The sequence below is a fragment of the Frankia canadensis genome (assembly GCF_900197875.1).
GTDB classification, from domain to species: domain Bacteria; phylum Actinomycetota; class Actinomycetes; order Frankiales; family Frankiaceae; genus Frankia; species Frankia canadensis.
This window is the reverse complement of record NZ_FZMO01000058.1, coordinates 1-17,032: the sequence shown is the minus strand read 5'-3', so window position 1 is coordinate 17,032 and position 17,032 is coordinate 1. Positions and strand designations below refer to the sequence as shown.

Here is a 17,032-nt window from a genome sequence, read left to right as displayed (position 1 = left end):
AATGGTGACTCCCTGATCGGGTAGCACCGCCTGGCGTGTCCGGGGTGGATGGCCTTCGGCTTCCACCCCGGACACGTCCTGTCGGGCCCGGGTAAGAGAGATGGGCGAGGAGAGTCAGTGACGATCATCTGGACAGGCCTGGCGCTGGGGTCGCTCTATGCGGTCGCGGCCCTGCTGTACAACGTCACCATCGCCACCGCGGGCGTTTTCTCGTTCGCGGCGGCCCAGTATCTGATGGTGGGGGCGTTCATAGCGTTCTTCGTGCAGGACAACGGATTACCGATCTTATTGGCCGTGCCGATCGGGGCGGTCGTCGGGGGAGTGCTCGGCTGGCTGACGGAACTGGCCGCGATCCGCCCGCTCAAGGACAGGACGGGCTGGGCTCCGCTGGTGACCACGGTCGGCGCCGGCGTCGTCCTCCAGGGCCTCGCCTTCGCGATCTGGGGATCCGAGCCGCGGCCCGTCCACGCCGTCTTCCACGGCGGTTCGATCAATGCGCTTGGCGGGCGACTCCAGGTCACCGACCTGGCGATGATCCTGCTCGGCGTCGTTCTCTGTTTCGGCGTGCACCTGCTGCACACCCGCAGCCCATGGGGGCTCATGGGCCGCGCGATGACGGCGGACGCCGTGGCCGCGGCGGTCCGGGGGGTGAACACCCGACGACTCGTCTCGGGCTCCTTCGTCGTCGCCGGGGCCCTCGGTGGCGCGGTGGGAATCTTCGTGGCCCCCAAGACCGGCGCCGTGTTCAGCCTGGGATCCACCCTCGTCGTCTACGCCTTCGCGGCGCTCACGGCAGGTGGTTTCGGAAGCTACGTGGGCTGCTGGGTGGGTGGGATCGTCATCGGCCTTGTCCAGGCCCACACGGAACGCTACGCCGGCAGCCAGTACCCGCTGCTCGTGGTGTTCGCGCTACTACTGGTCGTGTTGCTGCTGAAGCCGACCGGGCTGTTCGGTGACCGACGGATTCGATTGGTCTGAGATGAAATCCATATCAGTCCCGGCACCGCTCACCCGGAACCCCTGGGCATTTCCGCTGGTAGCCCTGGCCGTGCTCGTCATCCTGCCGCTGGCCGGCTATCAGGGCGGATTCCTGCGTCAGCTGATCCTCATCGCTATCTACACGCTTCTCGTCAGCGGCCTCAACCTCATGCTCGGGTACGCGGGTGAGGTCGTCCTCGGCCAGGTCGCGATCCTCGCGCTCGGCGGGTACGTGGCGGGAATCCTCGCCAAGCACGAGGTCCACGACCTGGCGATCGCGATGGTCATCGCGATCGCCGCCTCCGCGATCCTCGGGCTGGTCACCGGCCTTCCCGGGCTGCGGCTCAGTCATCTGGCACTGGGTCTCATCACCTTCTTCCTGGTACTCCTGGTCGCGCCGATCGCTCTCGCCTTCGAGGGCGAGACCGGTGGGTACACGGGCATCTACGGTCTGATCAATCCGACCTTCCTCGGCATCCCGATCAAGGGGAACGTCGCGCTCTACCTGCTGTGCGTCCTGACCGCGGCAGCCTGGCTGGTGATCTTCCGTAACCTCGTGATGTCGCGGTTCGGGCTGGCTCTGCGCGTTCTCAAGGAGAACCCGGTTCTGGCCTCGTCGCTGGGGCTGTCGGTGCTGCGGCTGCGCCTGACCGCGTACGTCCTCGGCAGCCTGCCGGCCGGTGTGGCCGGTTGTCTGTTCGCATATGCCAGCGTGTACGTCGCGCCGTCGTCGTTCACGCTGTCGATGTCGATCGCGATTCTCGCCGCGTCGGTCGTGGGTGGCTCGCAGAGCGTGTATGGCGCGCCGATCGGTGCGGCGCTCCTGGTGCTCGGGCCGCTGAACGCGGGCGCGTTCGATCGCTACTCCCTGATCGTCTACGGATTCTTCCTCGTCCTGGTCGGCACCGTCCTCGCCGGTGGGCTCGCGGGCGTCGCCCGGACCGGCCTGCGGCGGCTGGCGAAGCTCCTGGCTGTCGGAATCGAAGGCGACGCTCGGCCCGCCCAGGCCGCTGGCCCGGCGGCATCGGGCCAGGCGGCGGCGCCGGATCTCGCCATCCCCGGCGAGTCGTTGCGAGTGACGGGCGCGAGCCGGGCCTTCGGGGAGGTCAAGGCGCTCGGCGGCGTCGACTTCCGCGCGGAGCCCGGACGTATCACCGCGCTGATCGGTGCCAACGGCGCGGGGAAGACCACCCTGCTGAACGCGGTCTCGGGCGCCATCACGTTGGACACCGGCACGGTGGAGATCGGCGGGAAGGACGTCTCGGGGCTGTCGGCCGCCCGCCGGGCGCGGGAGGGCATCGGCCGGACCTTCCAGACCCCGATGATCCCGTCGGCGATGAGCGTCCTCGAGGTGGCCGCGTCGGGCTGCCTGATCGAAGGCCGACTCGGCGCGCCGTCGGCGATGCTTCGGCTGCCCAGGTACCGGCGCACGGCGCGCGGCGACCGCGAGATCGCGATGGCCGCCCTCGACGTCGTCGCGCTCGGCGGGCACGCCGGCGAGTCCGCCGCGAGCCTCCCGCTCAGCACACGGCGACTGCTCGAGGTGGTGCGCGCCGTCGCCGGCCGTCCGAAGGTCATCCTGCTCGACGAACCGGCGGCCGGGATGGACGACGACGCCATCGCCGAGCTGCGCGACCTGCTCCAGCGGTTGAAGGACGCCGGGGCCACGGTCGTGCTGATCGAGCACAACATCTCGTTCGTCCTCGGCGTCGCCGACGACGTGTACGTCATGGAGCTCGGCCGCCTGCTGGCGAACGGAACGCCGGAGGAGATCCGGTCCGATCCGCGGGTGATCGCCAGCTACCTGGGCTCCCGGCACGGGACGCACCAGGAGCCGGCGGCGACCGCGCTGGAGGGATCCGCATGAGTGACCACTCCACGCCCGCCACCAGGGCGACGGCCTCCGAAACGCCCCGCGCCGGGACCGGGGCCTTCACGACGGCCGAACCCGGGACCGCCACCGCTGGGACCGCCGCCACTGGGACCGCCGCCGGGACCGAGATCGCCGGGACCGCCGCCGGGACGGCTGCTTCGGAGCCGGCGCTGTCGGCGCGGGGACTGCGCCTGGGCTACGGCGATCTGACGGCCGTGTGGGACATGGACGTCGACGTCTACGCCGGGCGCACGACGGCCCTGCTCGGACGCAACGGCGCGGGCAAGACCACGCTGCTGTCCGGCCTGGTCGGACTGCTTGGCGCCCGGGCCGGATCGGTCCGCCTGCATGGGGTGGACGTGACCAGACTGCCACCCTGGACACGGGTCCAGCGGGGCCTCGGGATCGTGCAGGAAGGCAAGCGCGTCTTCCGCAACCTGACGGTCACGGAGAACATCTCGGTGGCTCTGCACGCCACGGTCGGCAGGTCCGGCCGCGCCGAGGCGCTCGAACGCACCTGGGCGAACTTCCCCGTGCTGGCCGATCGTCGCAGGCGCCTCGGTGGCGAGCTCAGCGGCGGGCAGCAGCAGATGCTGAGCATCGCCACGGCCATGGTTGCCCAGCCCAGCGTGCTGCTCATCGACGAGCCGTCGTCAGGTCTCGCGCCACTGGCGGTCGAGCAGGTCCTCCAGATCATCGACGGGCTCAAGGCGCAGGGCCTCGCGATTCTGCTCGTCGAGCAGATCGTCGAGGAGGTCCTCAGCGGCTATGCGGACGCCGTCATCCTCGTCGATCAGGGGCGCTCGGTGCTGAGCCAACCCGCCGACCAGGTCTCCGTCGAGCAGATCACCGCGGCCATGTTCGGCACCACCGCCTGGGCGAGCTGACGCCGGACCGCCACGCGCACGAGCACCGTCACGCGCACGAGCAACGTACTGCCCGCACGGGACGCACCGCGTCGTCGCCACCTCGTCCTCGCCGAGGTGGCGACGACCCCACGCCGCGAACCCGGCGCCCCTGGAGTACTGGCTCACCCGGCAGCCGCACGGCTCAGGGTCGTGCTGGACACCGCGGCCGCCGGGCCGAATAGGACCTCCCCACCAGGTCATACTGGGTGGGTGATGACGGGGCCTCTGACGACTGGAGTGGACGGCACCGGTAACGGTTCTGCGCGGCGTCGGCGGGTCGACCCTGAACGCCGCGCCCAGTTGCTCAGGGATCTTGAGGAACTCGTGCTCGCCGAGGGTTTCCTGGCGCTGAGCATGGATGATCTGGCGTACCGGCTCCACTGTTCGAAGGCGACGCTCTACAGCGTGGCCGGGACCAAGGAGCATCTGGTGGTGGCCTTGACGAAGGAGTTCTTCCGCCAGGCCACCGAACAGATCGAGCAGGCCGTGGCCGACGTGGCCGACCCGAGGCTGCGCATTCCCACGTACCTGTCGATGGTCGGCCGGGCGATGAGCCGGTGTTCGACCCGGTTCTACGCCGACATGATCGGTCTCCGGTCGACCGCGAGCATCTACCGGACGAATTCCGCGGCTGCGGCTCGGCGAGTTCAGGAGCTGATCGCCGACGGCGTCAGGGAGGGCGCGCTGCGGCCGATCGACGGGAACTTCGCCGGGCAGCTCGTTGCCATGGCCATCGAAGGTGTCCAGTCCGGGGTGCTCCTGCGGAGCAGCGGCCTGAGCGCGGGTGAGGCGTACGCCGAGATGGCGGATCTCCTGCTGCACGGTCTGAGCGCGCCACCGGCCTGAGGGCGGACGGGCCGCGCTGTCACCGAATCGAGGATCCGATGGAGATGCCGCCGTCCACGTCCAGGACGACGCCGGTGATGTAGCCGGCTGTTTCGCTGGCCAGGAACGCCGCGGCGTCGGCGATGTCCTCCGGCCTGCCGGTGTGGCGCATCGGAATCTTGCTGATCAGCTTGTCGCGGGCGGGGCCGTTCATCGAGGCGAGCATGGGGGTCTCGATGAGGCCGGGGGCAATGGCGTTGACGGTGATGCCGTGGCGCGCGCCCTCGAGCGCGAGGGCCCGGGTCAGGCCGACGACGCCGGCCTTGGCGGCCACATAATTGCTTTGCCCGAAGTTCCCGTGCCAGGACATGGACGAGAAACTGACGATGCGCCCGTAGCCCTGGCGCTTCATGGGCCCGAACGCGGCGCGCGCGCAGTGGAAGCTGCCGGTGAGACTCACGTCGAGCACCGCGCGCCAGGTGTCGTCGGTGATATCTTCGACCCGGTTGTCGCGGATGATTCCGGCGTTGTTGACCAGGACGTCGAGACGGCCGAGGTCATCGGTGACGCCGGCGATCCAGGCGCTGACCTGGGCGGAGTCGGTCACGTCGATCACGTCGCCGCGGAGTTCGGCGTCGTGGGTGATTGTTCTGGTGGCGGCTTCGAGGGCTTCGCCGTTGACGTCGGCCAGTGCGACCGCGGCGCCTTCGGCGGCGAAGCGGGTGGCCATGGCGAGACCCAGGCCCTGCGCGCCACCGGTGATGGCGACGACGCGTCCGTGGTAGCGATTCACTGATCGTCGCCTTTCGTGGTTTCGGGATCGAGAAAGGCGCGCAGGGCGTCGGCCACCGAACTCGCCGACCAGTTGTCGGCGAAGGTGGCCAGTTCCTCACCCAGGGCGTGTTCGGGCGCGACGCCGTCGATGCGGTGCAGCAACGCCTTGAGCCGCTGCTGGGCGGGGCTGGCGCGGTCGGCCAGCTGACGGCAGATGCGGTCCGCCGTGCTGTGCAGGTCTGCTTCGGGCACGATCGCCCGGATCCAGCCGGTGCCGGCGAACGCGGTCGCGGGCAGCAGTTCGCCGGTGAGCAGGAGCCAGCGGGAGAGGCCGCGCCCGACCGCACCGGGCAGCCGGACGCTGGATCCGCCGGCCGGGACGAGCCGGCGGGTGAGGTGACCGTCGCCGATGAGTGTGGTGTCGGCGGCGACGACGACGTCACAGACCAACGCGAGTTCGAGGCCGCCGGCGACGGCGTGGCCGTGCAGCACGGCGACCCACGGTTTGGTGGCGGCCGCGATGCGGCTGAAACAGGCCGAGACGTCGGTCAGGAAGCGGACCGGATTGTGGCCGCGGTCGTGCAGGTCCAGGAACTGGTGGAAGTCCCCGCCGGCGCAGAAGCTCGGCCCGTTGCCCGCCACCGCGACGACCGCGGTGGCGGGATCGGCTTCGGCACTGGTGATCTGTTTGTCCAGGGCTTCGATCAGGGTGACGTCGAGGGCGTTGCGCCGCTCGGGGCGGTTGAGCCGCAACCAGCGGACAGCGCCGCGTTGCTCGACGAGCAGGGGTTCGGCGCCGGTCAACGTACCTCCTGGGTGAGTTCGGCTCGTCGGTTGCGGCGCAGAAGGTAACGCTGTGTCTTACCGCTGGGTGTCTTGGGCAGGGCGTCGATGAAGTGGATGGTGCGCGGGTAGGCGTGGGCGGCATAACGGGTTCTGACGAGCTGCTGGAGTTCGGTGATCAGCGTCGGCGAGGCGTCGTTGCCGCCGCGCAGGACGACGTAGGCCTCGATGACCTCCCCGCGGACGTCGTCGGGTGCGCTGATGACGCTGCACTCGGCGACGGCGGGGTGCTGGGCGAGAACGCTCTCGATCTCGAACGGCCCGATGCGGTACCCGGCCATGATGATGACGTCGTCGTCGCGGGACGAGAAGTAGAAGTCGCCGTCGGGGTCGAACCGCCCGGCATCGCCAATGAGGTACCAGCGCTTGTCGGCGGTGAACCTGGCGTCGCTCTGCCCGGGAATCTGATAGCCGCGGAACGTCATCAGAGGGCTCGCGGCGACGTCGATGGCGAGCCGGCCGAGCACGCCTGGTCCGACGGGCTCGTCCTTGTCATTGGCGAGCACCGCGAGGCTCCAGCCGGGAACCGGCCGACCCATCGATCCGACCTTGAGGGGACGGGCGAGTTCCGGATGGTGGTGGTTGGCCAGTGGCATGCCGAGCTCGGTCTGGCCGAAGTGGTCGTGCACGGCGACGCCGAGCGCGGCGTCGGCCCAGTCGTTGATCTCGGGGGTCAGTGGCTCCCCCGCGCTGGACGCTCGTTCCAGGCTCAGCCCCGCAGGCACGGGCACCGACGACGAGCGCAGCCTCCGATACACCGTCGGGGCGGCGGCGAAGTCGGTGACCGAGTGCTCGACGAGCGTGCGCCAGGTCGACTCGACGGAGAACCCCTGGGCCAGCAGCAGGCTCGAAACGCCGGCGGCCAGCGGAGCGACGATCGCGGCGTACAGCCCGTAGGCCCACCCCGGGTCGGCGGCGCACCAGTAGCTGCTCTCCTGGGTGACGCCGAGGCCGTACTCCAGGTAGATCTGCCATCCGGCGATGTAGGAGACGGGGTGGATCACTCCCTTGGGCTTGCCGGTGGTGCCAGAGGTGAACATGTGCACCAGCGGGCCGTCCCCGCTCGTGGTGACCGCGGCCACCGGCTCCGGTGACACGGCGGCGACGAGGTCTGACAGCGACGCGCCACCGAGGGACGCGCCGGTTCCGGTGACGACGACGCGGCGCTCGGGGTCGTGCGGCAGGTCCGGACCCGGGTCGAGTTTGTGACGCTGATCGGGGTCGACGACCACGACGTGCGCGCCCGAGCCTTCCAGCCGCAGGGCGATGGCCTGGGGCGCGAACGCGGTGAACAGCGGGACGTAGACCGCACCGAGCCGCCAGATCGCGAGAATGAGCGTGACCAGGTCGGTGCTCTTGCCCATCAGGGTCGCGACCCGGTCGCCGGGACCGACCCCCAGCCCCTGCAGCGCCCGTGCATAGCGGTGCGAGCTCACGGCTAGCTCTCCGAAGGACAGGACGGTCGGTGCGTCGGGGTCATCGACGACAGTGAACGCGACCTGGTCGGCGGGGTGCCGGTCGCACAGCAGCCATGCGACGTCGAGGCGGGGGGCGGTGAAGGTCGCGGTCAGTTCCGCGACCCGGCCGGCGGCGCCCACTACTGCTTCTTCCGATCAATGATCGGCAGGACGAGGCGGCTGGGGTGGTCCGGCCCGTGGTGGATGTGGTTGATCGCGGGAATCATCTGCTCCTCGGTCTCGCGGGCGATGACGCCGCCGGTGTTGGTGTTGCGGTCGTAGCGCGGGAAGTTGCTGCTGGAAACGTCCAGGCGGATGCGGTGACCGGGGAGGAACACGTTCGAGGTCGCGGTCAGGTCGACGGTGATCTCATAGACCTCGCCGGGCTTCATCAGCTCTTCCCTGGCGCGGCTGTTGCGATAGCGGGCGCGCAGAATACCGTCGCACAGGTTGATCGCCTTGCCGTCGGGGAAGACGTCGACCAGTTTGGCGGTGAAATCGGTGTCCACCGCCGACGAGGAGACGAACAGGGTCAGGCTGACCGGGCCCGTGACCTCGACGGGCTCCTCGAGCACGGGACCCGTGAAACACAGCACGTCCTCGCGGCCGGCGACGGTCCGCTGATCGACCGGGCCACAGAACCCCGGGGTCGTCGGCAGGCACGCCCCGCCGGCCGTGGGCACCGGGCGGCGGGGGTCGTAGAGGTAGGTGTCATGCCCGGCGACGGCCGCTGGCTCGGTCGTCAGCACGCCGTCGCCGTCCGCGGTGTTGGCGTGGCCGGCGCTGCCGAGGTGGAAGTCGGTCCACGTCGTGTCGGGCAGCGGCCAGTCCTGCTCGTCGCGCCACTGGTCGATGCCCATCACGAAGATCTTCACGGGGGCCACGCCGTCGAGGGCACTGGTGTCACCGCGGACCCAGCGGTCGAAGAACTTCACGTACAGCTCGTTCAGGCCCATCATCCGGACCGAGGCCATCGGGCCGAAGGAGCGGTCGGGGTAGACGCCACGCGCGGACTCGTGTTCCCACGGACCGATGACCAGTCTCTGCCCCTCGCGTGCCTGCGCGGTGCCGGCGTTCTCGCGGGCGGCGGTGAAGGTGCGGACGGTCTGCCCGATGTAGAGGTCGTACCAGCCACCGATGTTCAGCGCCGGGGCGGTGACGTTCTTGAGCTCGGACGTGAGTTCGATCGCGTCCCAGAATCCGTCGTGGGCCGGGTGGGACATCCAGTCGTTCCACCATTTACCGTAGGCCGCCAGAACCGGAACCTCGGCCGTCGGGAGCACATCGTTGAGGGGCTCGGGAGCCAGCAACGCCGCGACGAGCTCCTGTACCTGGGCCGGCGAGCCTGTGCCGGCCGCCAGCGACCGCTGCGCGTCGGCCGCGTACATCAGGGCGCTCCACAACGTGACCAGGCTCAGGGAAAGCGCACCGCCCGCCGAATACCAGGGCGCCTCATAGTTGTCAATCGAGGTGAGTGACGGCGCGATCGCCCTGAGGGCGGGGGAGCCGGTCGCGGCGGCCTCCCACTGGACCATCCCGAGGTAGGACGCTCCGTACATGCCCACCGTGCCGTCGGACCACGGCTGGTCGACGATCCAGGCGAGCGTGTCCTCGCCGTCGGCCCGATCGGCCATGTGCGGAACGAACTCGCCTTCCGAACGATTCGTGCCTCGGCAGTCCTGCGTCACCACCGCGTAGCCAGCCTCCAGTAGTGTCAGTAAGTTCGGCAGGATCTCCGAGGCCGTGATCAGGCTGTCCTTGCCGTACGGAAGGCGCACAAGCAGCGTCGGCCCCGTGCCGTCGGCCAGGCGCCACACATTGGCGGCCAAAGCCACGCCGTCACGCATCGGAATCCGGACATCTATGTCGTATACATGCTGCATTCGGCGCCCCTCAACTGAGCGGAGAATTCGGATGACGGTACGTTAGCTAGCACATAAGTACCCTGTCAACGTACCGTCAGTGCCCGGCGTGCTCCAGCTGAGATCCTCGAACGACTCAACCCCACCCGCGGCCACCGCGCCTGCCCGCGCGCCGTCACAGGCCGGGTAGAAGGTCGGAATCCTCGTCGCCGCTCAGCCGAATCGCGGATCTTCAGAACCAGGTCAGATCGCGTGGTCGGTGTCGTAGGCGGTGCGGGCGCGCCCGATCTCGTCGATGGAGTCCTCGAACAGGTCGGCAAGCGCACGTAGCCGCTCGGCGACCCGGGCGCCGAGCGGGGTCAACGAGTACTCGACCCGAGGCGGGATCGTCGTGACCACCGAACGCACGACCATCCCGTCACGCTCCAGGGTCTGCAGCGTCTGGGACAGCATCTTCTCGCTGACGCCCTCCACCCGCCGCCGCAGCGCGTTGAATCGGTAGCCGCCCTCGCCGAGCGCGAGCAGCGCGAGGATCCCCCATTTGCCCGCGACGCCCTCCAGGGCCGACCGGGATGGACAGTCCCGGTTGAACACGTCGCTGATCAGCTCATCGCTGATCGACGGCTCGCGGGCCGCCCCCTCCGAGTGGTCGCCCGGCCGATCCAGGCCGCCTTGGCCAGCCCGCATCCGCCCAGTGGCTCGCGCCCTCTGGCTGGCCGGCGTGCCCTGGGAGCCGGAGGCACGCACCGTGGTCATGTTCCCAGAATACGGCGGCCCAGTGTGGCTTGAAAGTACTGTGGAATAGTTAGTACTGCGGTGTCGATGGTACTAGTCCGGCTCCTCGCGGACCGCGCCCGCCAAGCGCCCCGACGCCCGCACCGGTAGGACCCGACACCCGAAGAACTGGAGCCACCATGGGATCCATCGCCGTCACCGGCATCACCGGCCACCTCGCGCCGCTCGTCATCGACGGGCTGCTGGGCGCCGGTGTCGCCCAGTCCAGCCTCGTCGGCCTCGCCCGCGCACCGGAAAGGGCGGCCAGCCTCGCGGCCCGCGGTGTGGACGTCCGCCTCGGCGACTACGACGCGCCGGAGACGCTCACCGCTGCGCTGGCCGGTGTGAGCACCCTGCTCCTCGTCTCCGCCAGTGAGGTGGGCAAGCGGATCGTCCAGCACACGAACGTCGTCGAGGCGGCAAAGGCGGCCGGCGTCGCCCGGATCGCCTACACCAGCATCGTGCGCGCCGACACCAGCGCGGTCAGCCTCGCGGTCGAGCACAAGGCCACCGAACAGGTGATCGCCGCGTCCGGCCTGCCGTACACGTTCCTGCGCAACAGCTGGTACATCGAGAACTACACCCGCGACCTGGCTCGCCACCTCGCCACTGGCGTGATCGTCGGCGCTGCGGGGGGCGGAAAGATCGCCGGCGCGACGATCGCCGACTATGCCGCCGCCGCGGTCGCTGTCCTCACCGGCGACGGGCACGAGGGCACGACGTACGAGCTGGGCGGGACCCCATTCACGCTGGCCGAGCTCGCCGCCGCGATCACCGATGTGACCGGCACGAACGTCACCTACCAGGATCTGCCCGAGGCTGAGTTCATCGCCACGCTGCGCGAGCACGCGGGTCTCGACGAGGGCACGGCTGCCTTCGTCGCCGGCCTCGACGCGGCGATCGCCCGCGGCGAACTCGATGTGCCGACGACCGATCTGGAGACGCTGATCGGCCGCCCCAGCACGCCGCTGGCCGATGTCATCCGCGCTGCCAGGTCCTGACCCGCCACCGCGCCCAAGGCCGAGGCTGGAAGCTGTCAGCACGACTTCCCATCGGCCGAAGGCGCGGTGGGGCCGAGGCCGTTGATCATCAGGTCGATCTGTCGGCGTGCCAGGCCGTCCCAGTCGCCGGTCCCCGGCAGTGGTCGGGACAGAAGCGAGGTCGCCACGATGCTCGCGTCGTCAGGCGATCCGAGCGCTGCGGATGCTGCCTAGATCGAGTTCGATGCGGTGTCCGTGGACGGTGACGACGATGCTGGCCGCGTCGGCGCCGGTCGCGGTGAGGTAGTCGTAGAGGGTGGACAGGAGCATGTCCTCGCGGCTTTCGAGGCGGGAGACGGCGGCCTGGCCAACCCCGAGCTTCCCCGCGACCTCCGCCTGGGTCATCTGGGCCGCCTTGCGGATCATCGCCAGGTTCATGGCGTGGACCCGGTCCATCTCCTCCGCCGCCATGTGCGCCTCGGTGACGTCAGCGGCGAGCTGCGGATCCGACAGGAGCCGGTCCAGGTGGTCGTTGCCACGGACGAACGTCGAAGGCTGCGGCGTGGCGTCCTCAGTCATGGCTTCTCCTCGTAGGCTGTCTCGCGCTTCCACTGGTCGATCATCGGATCGGCTCTGGCGGCTACCCCGTCGTAGAAGGCGTCTCCCGACCTGGCCTTGTCGGCAGCGAACAGCGTGACGACCACGGTGCCAGCCCCAGGAGGGAACCAGCAGATCAGCCGGACAGCTGCCCGCGGGTCGTAGGCGTGCGAGACCCGCCAGAGCGGGTACCGGCGGGACTGCCGTACCCATCGGAGGGTCGCCGTCTCGCTGTCTGGCGTAGGCGGGTCTGACCTGCGTCGCAGCTGGTCGAGCGCACGGGCGGTGTACGCCAGGAGGAGACGCGAGTGCCCGTCCCCGGCGTGCGCCTCGTCCTCGAGGCGGTCGAGCCACCGCCCGAAGTCCTCGGGCCAGTCGATGTCCACCCCAACAGCATTACATCGAGGGCATATTCCATGCAAGGCATGCGCCGGGCCCTGTTGAGGGGTGAGTAGCGGCGGACTCTGGACGCCGGCACACCTCGGTGATCCGGCTGCCACGAAGATCGATCTTCGTATCCCCATGATTGCTGCGGACGGCCACGGACCACGCGGCCTGGCAACGCTTCGCGACACCGCTGTCACCCGTCCGGCTACGCAACCGACGGCTCCCGGTGAGAGATCGGGCCGGATGTCTGTCAGGTGGCGTCAGGTGGCGCGCGTCCTTTCCGCACCAGGCGGACCGGCGGTTGCCCGGGCGCTTCGGGCAGCCGCCGGTCCGGGTCTGGGTCAGGAGCCGGCGAGCAGAAGTCGCTTCTCGTCCGCCGCCGGCAGCGGTTCACGCGTGCCGCGGGGGCCGCGGGCGGCGTCCCACGCGGCGACGTCGATGACCGTCTGGGCGACCGGGCGTGTTGTGAGGCCGTGGGCGCGGGCGCGGTGCCCGTCGACCAGGTTGGCCGCTCTCCAGGCGGGATCGCCGATCCACAGCGGCACGCCCATCCACGGCTCGACGCCGGCTGCCAGCAGGTCCGCCGTGGATCTCCAGACAACCCGCGCGTTCGAGCCGGCAGTTGTTCGGCAGATGTCGAGCAGCTCGCCCATCGGCAGTGGCAGTGGCAGTCCGACCGTGTTGTAGACGCCGGAGGCGGTCGAGGTGACCAACCAGGTGGCGAGATCACGAACGTCGATGAACTGGGCGGGGTCGGTCGGGTCACCGGGAGCGAGAATCGGGCCGGGGCGGGTGAAACGCCGTGGCCAGTAGGCGAACCGTTCGGTGGGGTCGTGTGGTCCGACGATGAGGCCGGGCCGGGCGATCAGGGCGCGCTCGCCGTACCGGCCGAGCACGACCCGCTCACAGGCGGCCTTGCGGCCACCGTAGGAGTCGTCGTCGAGGAGCGCGCCGCCTTCGACAGGTGGGATGGTCTGGTCGGCGTAGACCGAGACGGTGGACACGAAGACGTACCGGGCGACCGCGTCGCCCAGGGCGTTGACCGAGCGGGCGACCACCGCCGGCTCGTAGCCGGCACAGTCGACGACCAGGTCGAAGTGGCGTCCGACAAGGGCGGACAGATCCGCGGTCCGGTCGCCGAGCACGGTTTCCAGGTGGGGATACAGCCCCGGGGCCGTCCGCCCACGGTTGAACAGGGTCACCTCGGCACCGGCGGCGAGCGCGGCGTCGACGACGGCCCGCCCGACGAACCTGGTACCACCAAGGATCAGGAGATGCATGACGGAGATGCCTTTCTCAGGCAGAGAGTCACACGCGTTTCAGGGCATAGAAAAAGGAGCTCTGCGCGCGCATGGCCCCACCCCGATGACTCACCGCCCGCGCCCACCTCTGGACGCGGCACCTACAGACAGAATCTACGCGGGTTCAGCTACCGGACGGCCCGGGATCGGCTGGACCGGTCCGGGCCACGTCGCCGGTTGCCTTCCGGCAAGCAGCGCCAGCGTCCGATCTGGGCGTGGCCGTTCCCTGGACGTCGTCGGCCTGGGGCTGGCGTATCTGGTGACCGGCCGGTACGCCGACCGGCTTGCGCCGCGCCCGCTCGCGGCGGCGGGTCTGGTGGTCGCGAGCGCGGGCACTCTCCCGTACGTCTTCGCCACCGCGGACAGCAACCTGGTCCTGCTCGGCGTCTCCCTGTTCGTCCGCGGGATCGGGTTCGGAGCGGCGAGCCTGCACGCCAGCGTCGCTGTGTACCGGACGCTTCACCCGGTGGACATTCCGGGCGCGACCAGCGCGAGCAACGTCATCCAGCGGGTCGGTGCGGCGGCCGGTACGGCCGTGATGGCCCTCGTTCTCCAGGCGAACGGGTTCACCCCCGCACTCACCTGTATGTTCGTCCTCACCTTGGGCGCGCTCGCCGCAACCGTGTTCCTGCCGAGGCGGAAGCCGGCACCGTCGCCGCGGGACACCGTGCCCACGACGGCGGCCAGCGAGTCCCCGTAGGTGCGAGCAGGGCATCGACAGCACCAACGGTGTCGGCAGCACCAACGGTGTACGCGGCCGCCGGAAGTCCGCGGGCCGCGGACCGTCGGAGAGTTTCGTCATGCACTGCCTTCCCACGACGCAACAGCGCCATCGGGGGCCGCTCGAACCGGTCAGTGTCGCTGCGCGCCTGCGAGGTGTTCGCTGAGCGTGCGGGTGACGGGCACGGCCGGCGGGCACGCCGGGTGCGCGGCGGCCGGGCGACGACCCTCGGCCGCGGCGATGTGGCCCCGCAGCGCCCGGCGGGAGCGGTCAAGAGTGTCGATGCGCTCGTCGAGGTCGTGTAGGCGGGCGCGCAAGGTGTCCAGCAGGTCGGTGCAGGGTTCGAGGTCGGGCGCCGAACCGGTGGCGCAGGGCAGGATGACCTTGATCTCCCGTGTCGACAGGCCGGCGTCAAGCAGTTTCCTGATCTGGGTGATGGTGAGGACGGCGTCGTCGCCGTACTCGCGGTAGCCGCTGCTGGCGCGGGCGGGCCTCAGCAGGCCCTGGGCCTCGTAGTAGCGCAGCAGGTGGGCGTGCACGCCGGTCCGTCGGCTCAGTTCCCCGATGAGCACGGGCGTTCCTCCTTGACCTTCACACCGATCTGAAGGTTGATGATCCTCTCATGATCTCGACATCCTTCGACCCGCACGTGCTGCTCGCGGCGAGCCGGCTCGGTGTTCTCGCGACGATCAGGTCGGACGGCCGGCCCCAGCTCTCGCCCGTCATGCCGTTCTACGACCAACGGGCCGGCGTTGTTCTTGTCTCGACCATCCAAGGGGCGGCCAAGACGGCGAACCTGCGCCGGGATCCGCGCGCCACGCTGGAGGTCACGGGTCCTGACGGGATGTCGTGGGCGACGGTCGAGGGGCTGGCGAAGCTCACCGGGCCGGGGAGAGACCCGAACGGGCCGGAGGTCCAGGCGCTGGTGGACTACTACCGTGCCGCGGCCGGGGAGCATCCGGACTGGGACGAGTACCGCGCGGTGATGGTCTCCGACCGCCGGGTCCTCATCACGATGACGGTCGACCACGTGTACGGCGCGACGATCGCCTGACCGGGACATCCGCAGGCCGTGGCGTGACCGGCCGCGGCCGCGCGGTCCGTCCGCTTCTCCGATCACGGACCTGTAGGCAACCCGGATCCGCCGGGCGCCTCATCCGAAGGCGGCAGACCAGCGAATGGAACAACGTTCACGACTGATCGCTTATGATCGAAGGCGAGACTGGCACAGGGAAGTCCTTGGGCCCGGGGCTGAGAGTACCCGCTGTCATCGATCGACCATCCAAGCAGACCAAGGTCATCAAGCATCTGCCTGAGTGCGGCGATGAGCTCGCCGCGTGGCCGACACCGGTCTGCAGCGAACAGTTGCACCGCCTCCTCCTTGAATTCTGCAAACCTGGCAGCCTTCTCGGACACTCCCAGGAAGGGTTTCAGTTCCAACGTCTCGCAGGCGTTCTTCACGGGGAATGCTGCGATTCCTCCGTCTCGCCTGAGGCAGACAGCTACACCCCCATCGATGATGATCCCCGATCGTTGCCAATAGTCTCGACACGTTGTGGCTGGATCTTTCTGGCCATTGTCGAAAACTGCCGTGTCGCTCTGCAGGCTGGGTGTGGAATAGCATCCAACTGCCAGCGAGCCCTCCGCCTCTCCTCCATTCTGCAGCCCCCAGCCGGCGGCGACAACGCAGGCGGCCGCTACCGTCACGGCCGGAATTCCTATACTCTTCCGCCTCCACCAGGAGGTCTTACGAGAGCGAATCGATGCCGCAACGTGCCGCTCGAGCAGCTCCTGACGCTGCTCCAGTCTGTTCGCGGGGAGGGGCCGGTGCGGTACGCAGTCCAGACCTCGCATATCAGGCATCTCGCGTGACCATCCCCTCACTCCGATGAATCGACGATTCGGCCACTTCGATAAAGCTACTCGAATCTTCTGTCGAAGTGTCAATTCTTTTCAGGTGGGCGCGGGCGCGAGCGACCCTCGACCGCACCGTACCTATTCTAATTCCGAGAGCGACCGCTGTTTCGGCGTAACTCAGCTCTTCGAGTGTCACCAGGATGAACGCTTCCCGGATTCCTCGACTGAGCTTCATCAGCTCATTTATGAGCTGACGCATCTGGCGTTCGTCGTCGAGTTGATTCGCGACGCGGTCTGCGTGATCAGGCTCGGCGCGCGGAGGCGGCAACCGATACAGTGCGGCGTCGTACCGCCGAGCTGACCGCTGCTGGTTTCGCATTACATTTGTTGCTACTCCGAAGAGCCATGGCCGTAGTGATCCTGATACTGCCACCGCTTTCGCTCGGCACCGCCATGCTTCCAGGAATACTATTGATGTCGCGTCCTCGGCGGTACTCCAGGTCCCCAGATGGTGAAAGCAATAGGAGTAGACGGCGTCAGCATGTGCACGGAACAGCTGTCCGAAGGCAGCTCCGTCTCCCTGCGCCGCCCGCGCCAGGAGGGCCTCGTCCGACGCGGACTCGTCTGTCATCGCTGCCTCATGCCACATGATGTCCGCTCGTCGACATCCGGTTCCCGGACCAGGCGCGTCCCAGATGATCGCCTTCCTCCGCGCCGCCGGAGGCGACACGGCTGCCCGCCAGCCACCGCTGTCCGACCGTTCACCTGTCGAGGACGCCACCGTCGACGACCTGGACACCGAAGTAGGTGTGAACGGCGATGTTGCGGAAGCCGGTGACGGATCGCCACGGCACGTCCGGCCAGCGCGCGCGGATCTCGGGCGAGACTCGCCCGG

At 69.1% G+C, this 17,032-nt stretch carries 19 protein-coding genes; 7 read left to right on the top strand and 12 right to left on the bottom strand.

What is annotated here, in order from left to right:
* Positions 1 to 117 precede the first annotated feature (117 nt).
* From C1A33_RS06855 to C1A33_RS06840, 4 genes are all read left to right on the top strand, one after another.
* Positions 118 to 978 (top strand): branched-chain amino acid ABC transporter permease, encoded by an 861-nt coding sequence (locus tag C1A33_RS06855; protein WP_165818261.1) that lies wholly within the window; start codon positions 118 to 120, stop codon positions 976 to 978.
* 1 nt (position 979) lies between these two features.
* Positions 980 to 2,845 carry a branched-chain amino acid ABC transporter ATP-binding protein/permease gene (locus C1A33_RS06850; protein ID WP_101830684.1) on the top strand — a complete coding sequence of 622 codons (1,866 nt, stop codon included), beginning with the start codon at positions 980 to 982 and terminating at the stop codon, positions 2,843 to 2,845.
* Positions 2,842 to 3,738 (top strand): ABC transporter ATP-binding protein, encoded by an 897-nt coding sequence (locus C1A33_RS06845; protein ID WP_101830683.1) that lies wholly within the window; start codon positions 2,842 to 2,844, stop codon positions 3,736 to 3,738. The genes C1A33_RS06850 and C1A33_RS06845 overlap by 4 nt, the downstream gene beginning before the upstream one ends.
* A gap of 321 nt (positions 3,739 to 4,059) precedes the next feature.
* Positions 4,060 to 4,605 carry a TetR/AcrR family transcriptional regulator gene (locus tag C1A33_RS06840; protein WP_243407269.1) on the top strand — a complete coding sequence of 182 codons (546 nt, stop codon included), beginning with the start codon at positions 4,060 to 4,062 and terminating at the stop codon, positions 4,603 to 4,605.
* 19 nt (positions 4,606 to 4,624) lie between these two features.
* Here the strand turns inward: C1A33_RS06840 and C1A33_RS06835 are convergent, their stop codons facing one another.
* From C1A33_RS06835 to C1A33_RS06815, 5 genes are all read right to left on the bottom strand, one after another.
* Positions 4,625 to 5,377, bottom strand: coding sequence for an SDR family oxidoreductase (locus tag C1A33_RS06835; protein WP_101830681.1), 753 nt, complete (start codon positions 5,375 to 5,377; stop codon positions 4,625 to 4,627).
* Positions 5,374 to 6,162, bottom strand: coding sequence for an enoyl-CoA hydratase/isomerase family protein (locus tag C1A33_RS06830; protein ID WP_101830680.1), 789 nt, complete (start codon positions 6,160 to 6,162; stop codon positions 5,374 to 5,376). Before C1A33_RS06830 ends, C1A33_RS06835 begins: the two co-directional genes overlap by 4 nt.
* Positions 6,159 to 7,799 (bottom strand): AMP-binding protein, encoded by a 1,641-nt coding sequence (locus tag C1A33_RS06825; protein ID WP_101830679.1) that lies wholly within the window; start codon positions 7,797 to 7,799, stop codon positions 6,159 to 6,161. The genes C1A33_RS06830 and C1A33_RS06825 overlap by 4 nt, the downstream gene beginning before the upstream one ends.
* Entirely contained in the window at positions 7,799 to 9,505 is a 1,707-nt protein-coding gene (locus C1A33_RS06820; RefSeq protein WP_101830678.1) for a CocE/NonD family hydrolase, read from the bottom strand. Before C1A33_RS06820 ends, C1A33_RS06825 begins: the two co-directional genes overlap by 1 nt.
* A gap of 258 nt (positions 9,506 to 9,763) precedes the next feature.
* Entirely contained in the window at positions 9,764 to 10,276 is a 513-nt protein-coding gene (locus C1A33_RS06815) for a winged helix-turn-helix transcriptional regulator (RefSeq protein WP_243407267.1), read from the bottom strand.
* Between the two features lie 158 nt (positions 10,277 to 10,434).
* On the opposite strand from C1A33_RS06815, the gene C1A33_RS06810 reads away from it, so the two are divergent.
* Positions 10,435 to 11,295, top strand: coding sequence for an NmrA family NAD(P)-binding protein (locus C1A33_RS06810; RefSeq protein ID WP_101830676.1), 861 nt, complete (start codon positions 10,435 to 10,437; stop codon positions 11,293 to 11,295).
* A gap of 35 nt (positions 11,296 to 11,330) precedes the next feature.
* Here C1A33_RS06810 and C1A33_RS37335 read toward each other — a convergent pair whose 3' ends face one another.
* The 4 genes from C1A33_RS37335 to C1A33_RS06795 form a co-directional block, all read right to left on the bottom strand.
* A complete protein-coding gene (locus C1A33_RS37335; RefSeq protein ID WP_279354595.1) occupies positions 11,331 to 11,462 on the bottom strand; it encodes a hypothetical protein in 132 nt (43 codons plus the stop codon).
* Between the two features lie 13 nt (positions 11,463 to 11,475).
* Positions 11,476 to 11,853, bottom strand: a complete 378-nt coding sequence (locus tag C1A33_RS06805; RefSeq protein ID WP_101830675.1) for a helix-turn-helix domain-containing protein — start codon at positions 11,851 to 11,853, stop codon at positions 11,476 to 11,478.
* Positions 11,850 to 12,257, bottom strand: coding sequence for a hypothetical protein (locus C1A33_RS06800; protein WP_101830674.1), 408 nt, complete (start codon positions 12,255 to 12,257; stop codon positions 11,850 to 11,852). Before C1A33_RS06800 ends, C1A33_RS06805 begins: the two co-directional genes overlap by 4 nt.
* Before the next feature lie 342 nt (positions 12,258 to 12,599).
* The gene (locus C1A33_RS06795) at positions 12,600 to 13,538 is read right to left on the bottom strand and encodes an NAD-dependent epimerase/dehydratase family protein (protein ID WP_101830673.1); all 939 of its coding nucleotides are present in this window, start codon (positions 13,536 to 13,538) and stop codon (positions 12,600 to 12,602) included.
* Between C1A33_RS06795 and C1A33_RS06790 the strand changes: the two genes are divergently transcribed.
* Positions 13,537 to 14,259 carry an MFS transporter gene (locus C1A33_RS06790; protein WP_341477192.1) on the top strand — a complete coding sequence of 241 codons (723 nt, stop codon included), beginning with the start codon at positions 13,537 to 13,539 and terminating at the stop codon, positions 14,257 to 14,259. The two genes, C1A33_RS06795 and C1A33_RS06790, sit on opposite strands and share 2 nt — an antisense overlap.
* A gap of 152 nt (positions 14,260 to 14,411) precedes the next feature.
* On the opposite strand, the gene C1A33_RS06785 is transcribed toward C1A33_RS06790, so the two are convergent.
* Positions 14,412 to 14,852 carry a MerR family transcriptional regulator gene (locus tag C1A33_RS06785; protein ID WP_101830672.1) on the bottom strand — a complete coding sequence of 147 codons (441 nt, stop codon included), beginning with the start codon at positions 14,850 to 14,852 and terminating at the stop codon, positions 14,412 to 14,414.
* Positions 14,853 to 14,902: 50 nt separating this feature from the next.
* Here C1A33_RS06785 and C1A33_RS06780 point away from each other — a divergent pair, with 50 nt between their 5' ends.
* Entirely contained in the window at positions 14,903 to 15,334 is a 432-nt protein-coding gene (locus C1A33_RS06780; protein ID WP_101830671.1) for a PPOX class F420-dependent oxidoreductase, read from the top strand.
* Between the two features lie 801 nt (positions 15,335 to 16,135).
* On the opposite strand, the gene C1A33_RS06770 is transcribed toward C1A33_RS06780, so the two are convergent.
* Entirely contained in the window at positions 16,136 to 16,768 is a 633-nt protein-coding gene (locus C1A33_RS06770) for an RNA polymerase sigma factor (RefSeq protein ID WP_165818260.1), read from the bottom strand.
* A 130-nt stretch (positions 16,769 to 16,898) separates the two neighbouring features.
* Positions 16,899 to 16,991: a HepT-like ribonuclease domain-containing protein gene (locus tag C1A33_RS36300; protein ID WP_243407270.1), complete on the bottom strand. Its 93-nt coding sequence runs from the start codon at positions 16,989 to 16,991 to the stop codon at positions 16,899 to 16,901.
* Between the last annotated feature and the right edge of the window lie 41 nt (positions 16,992 to 17,032).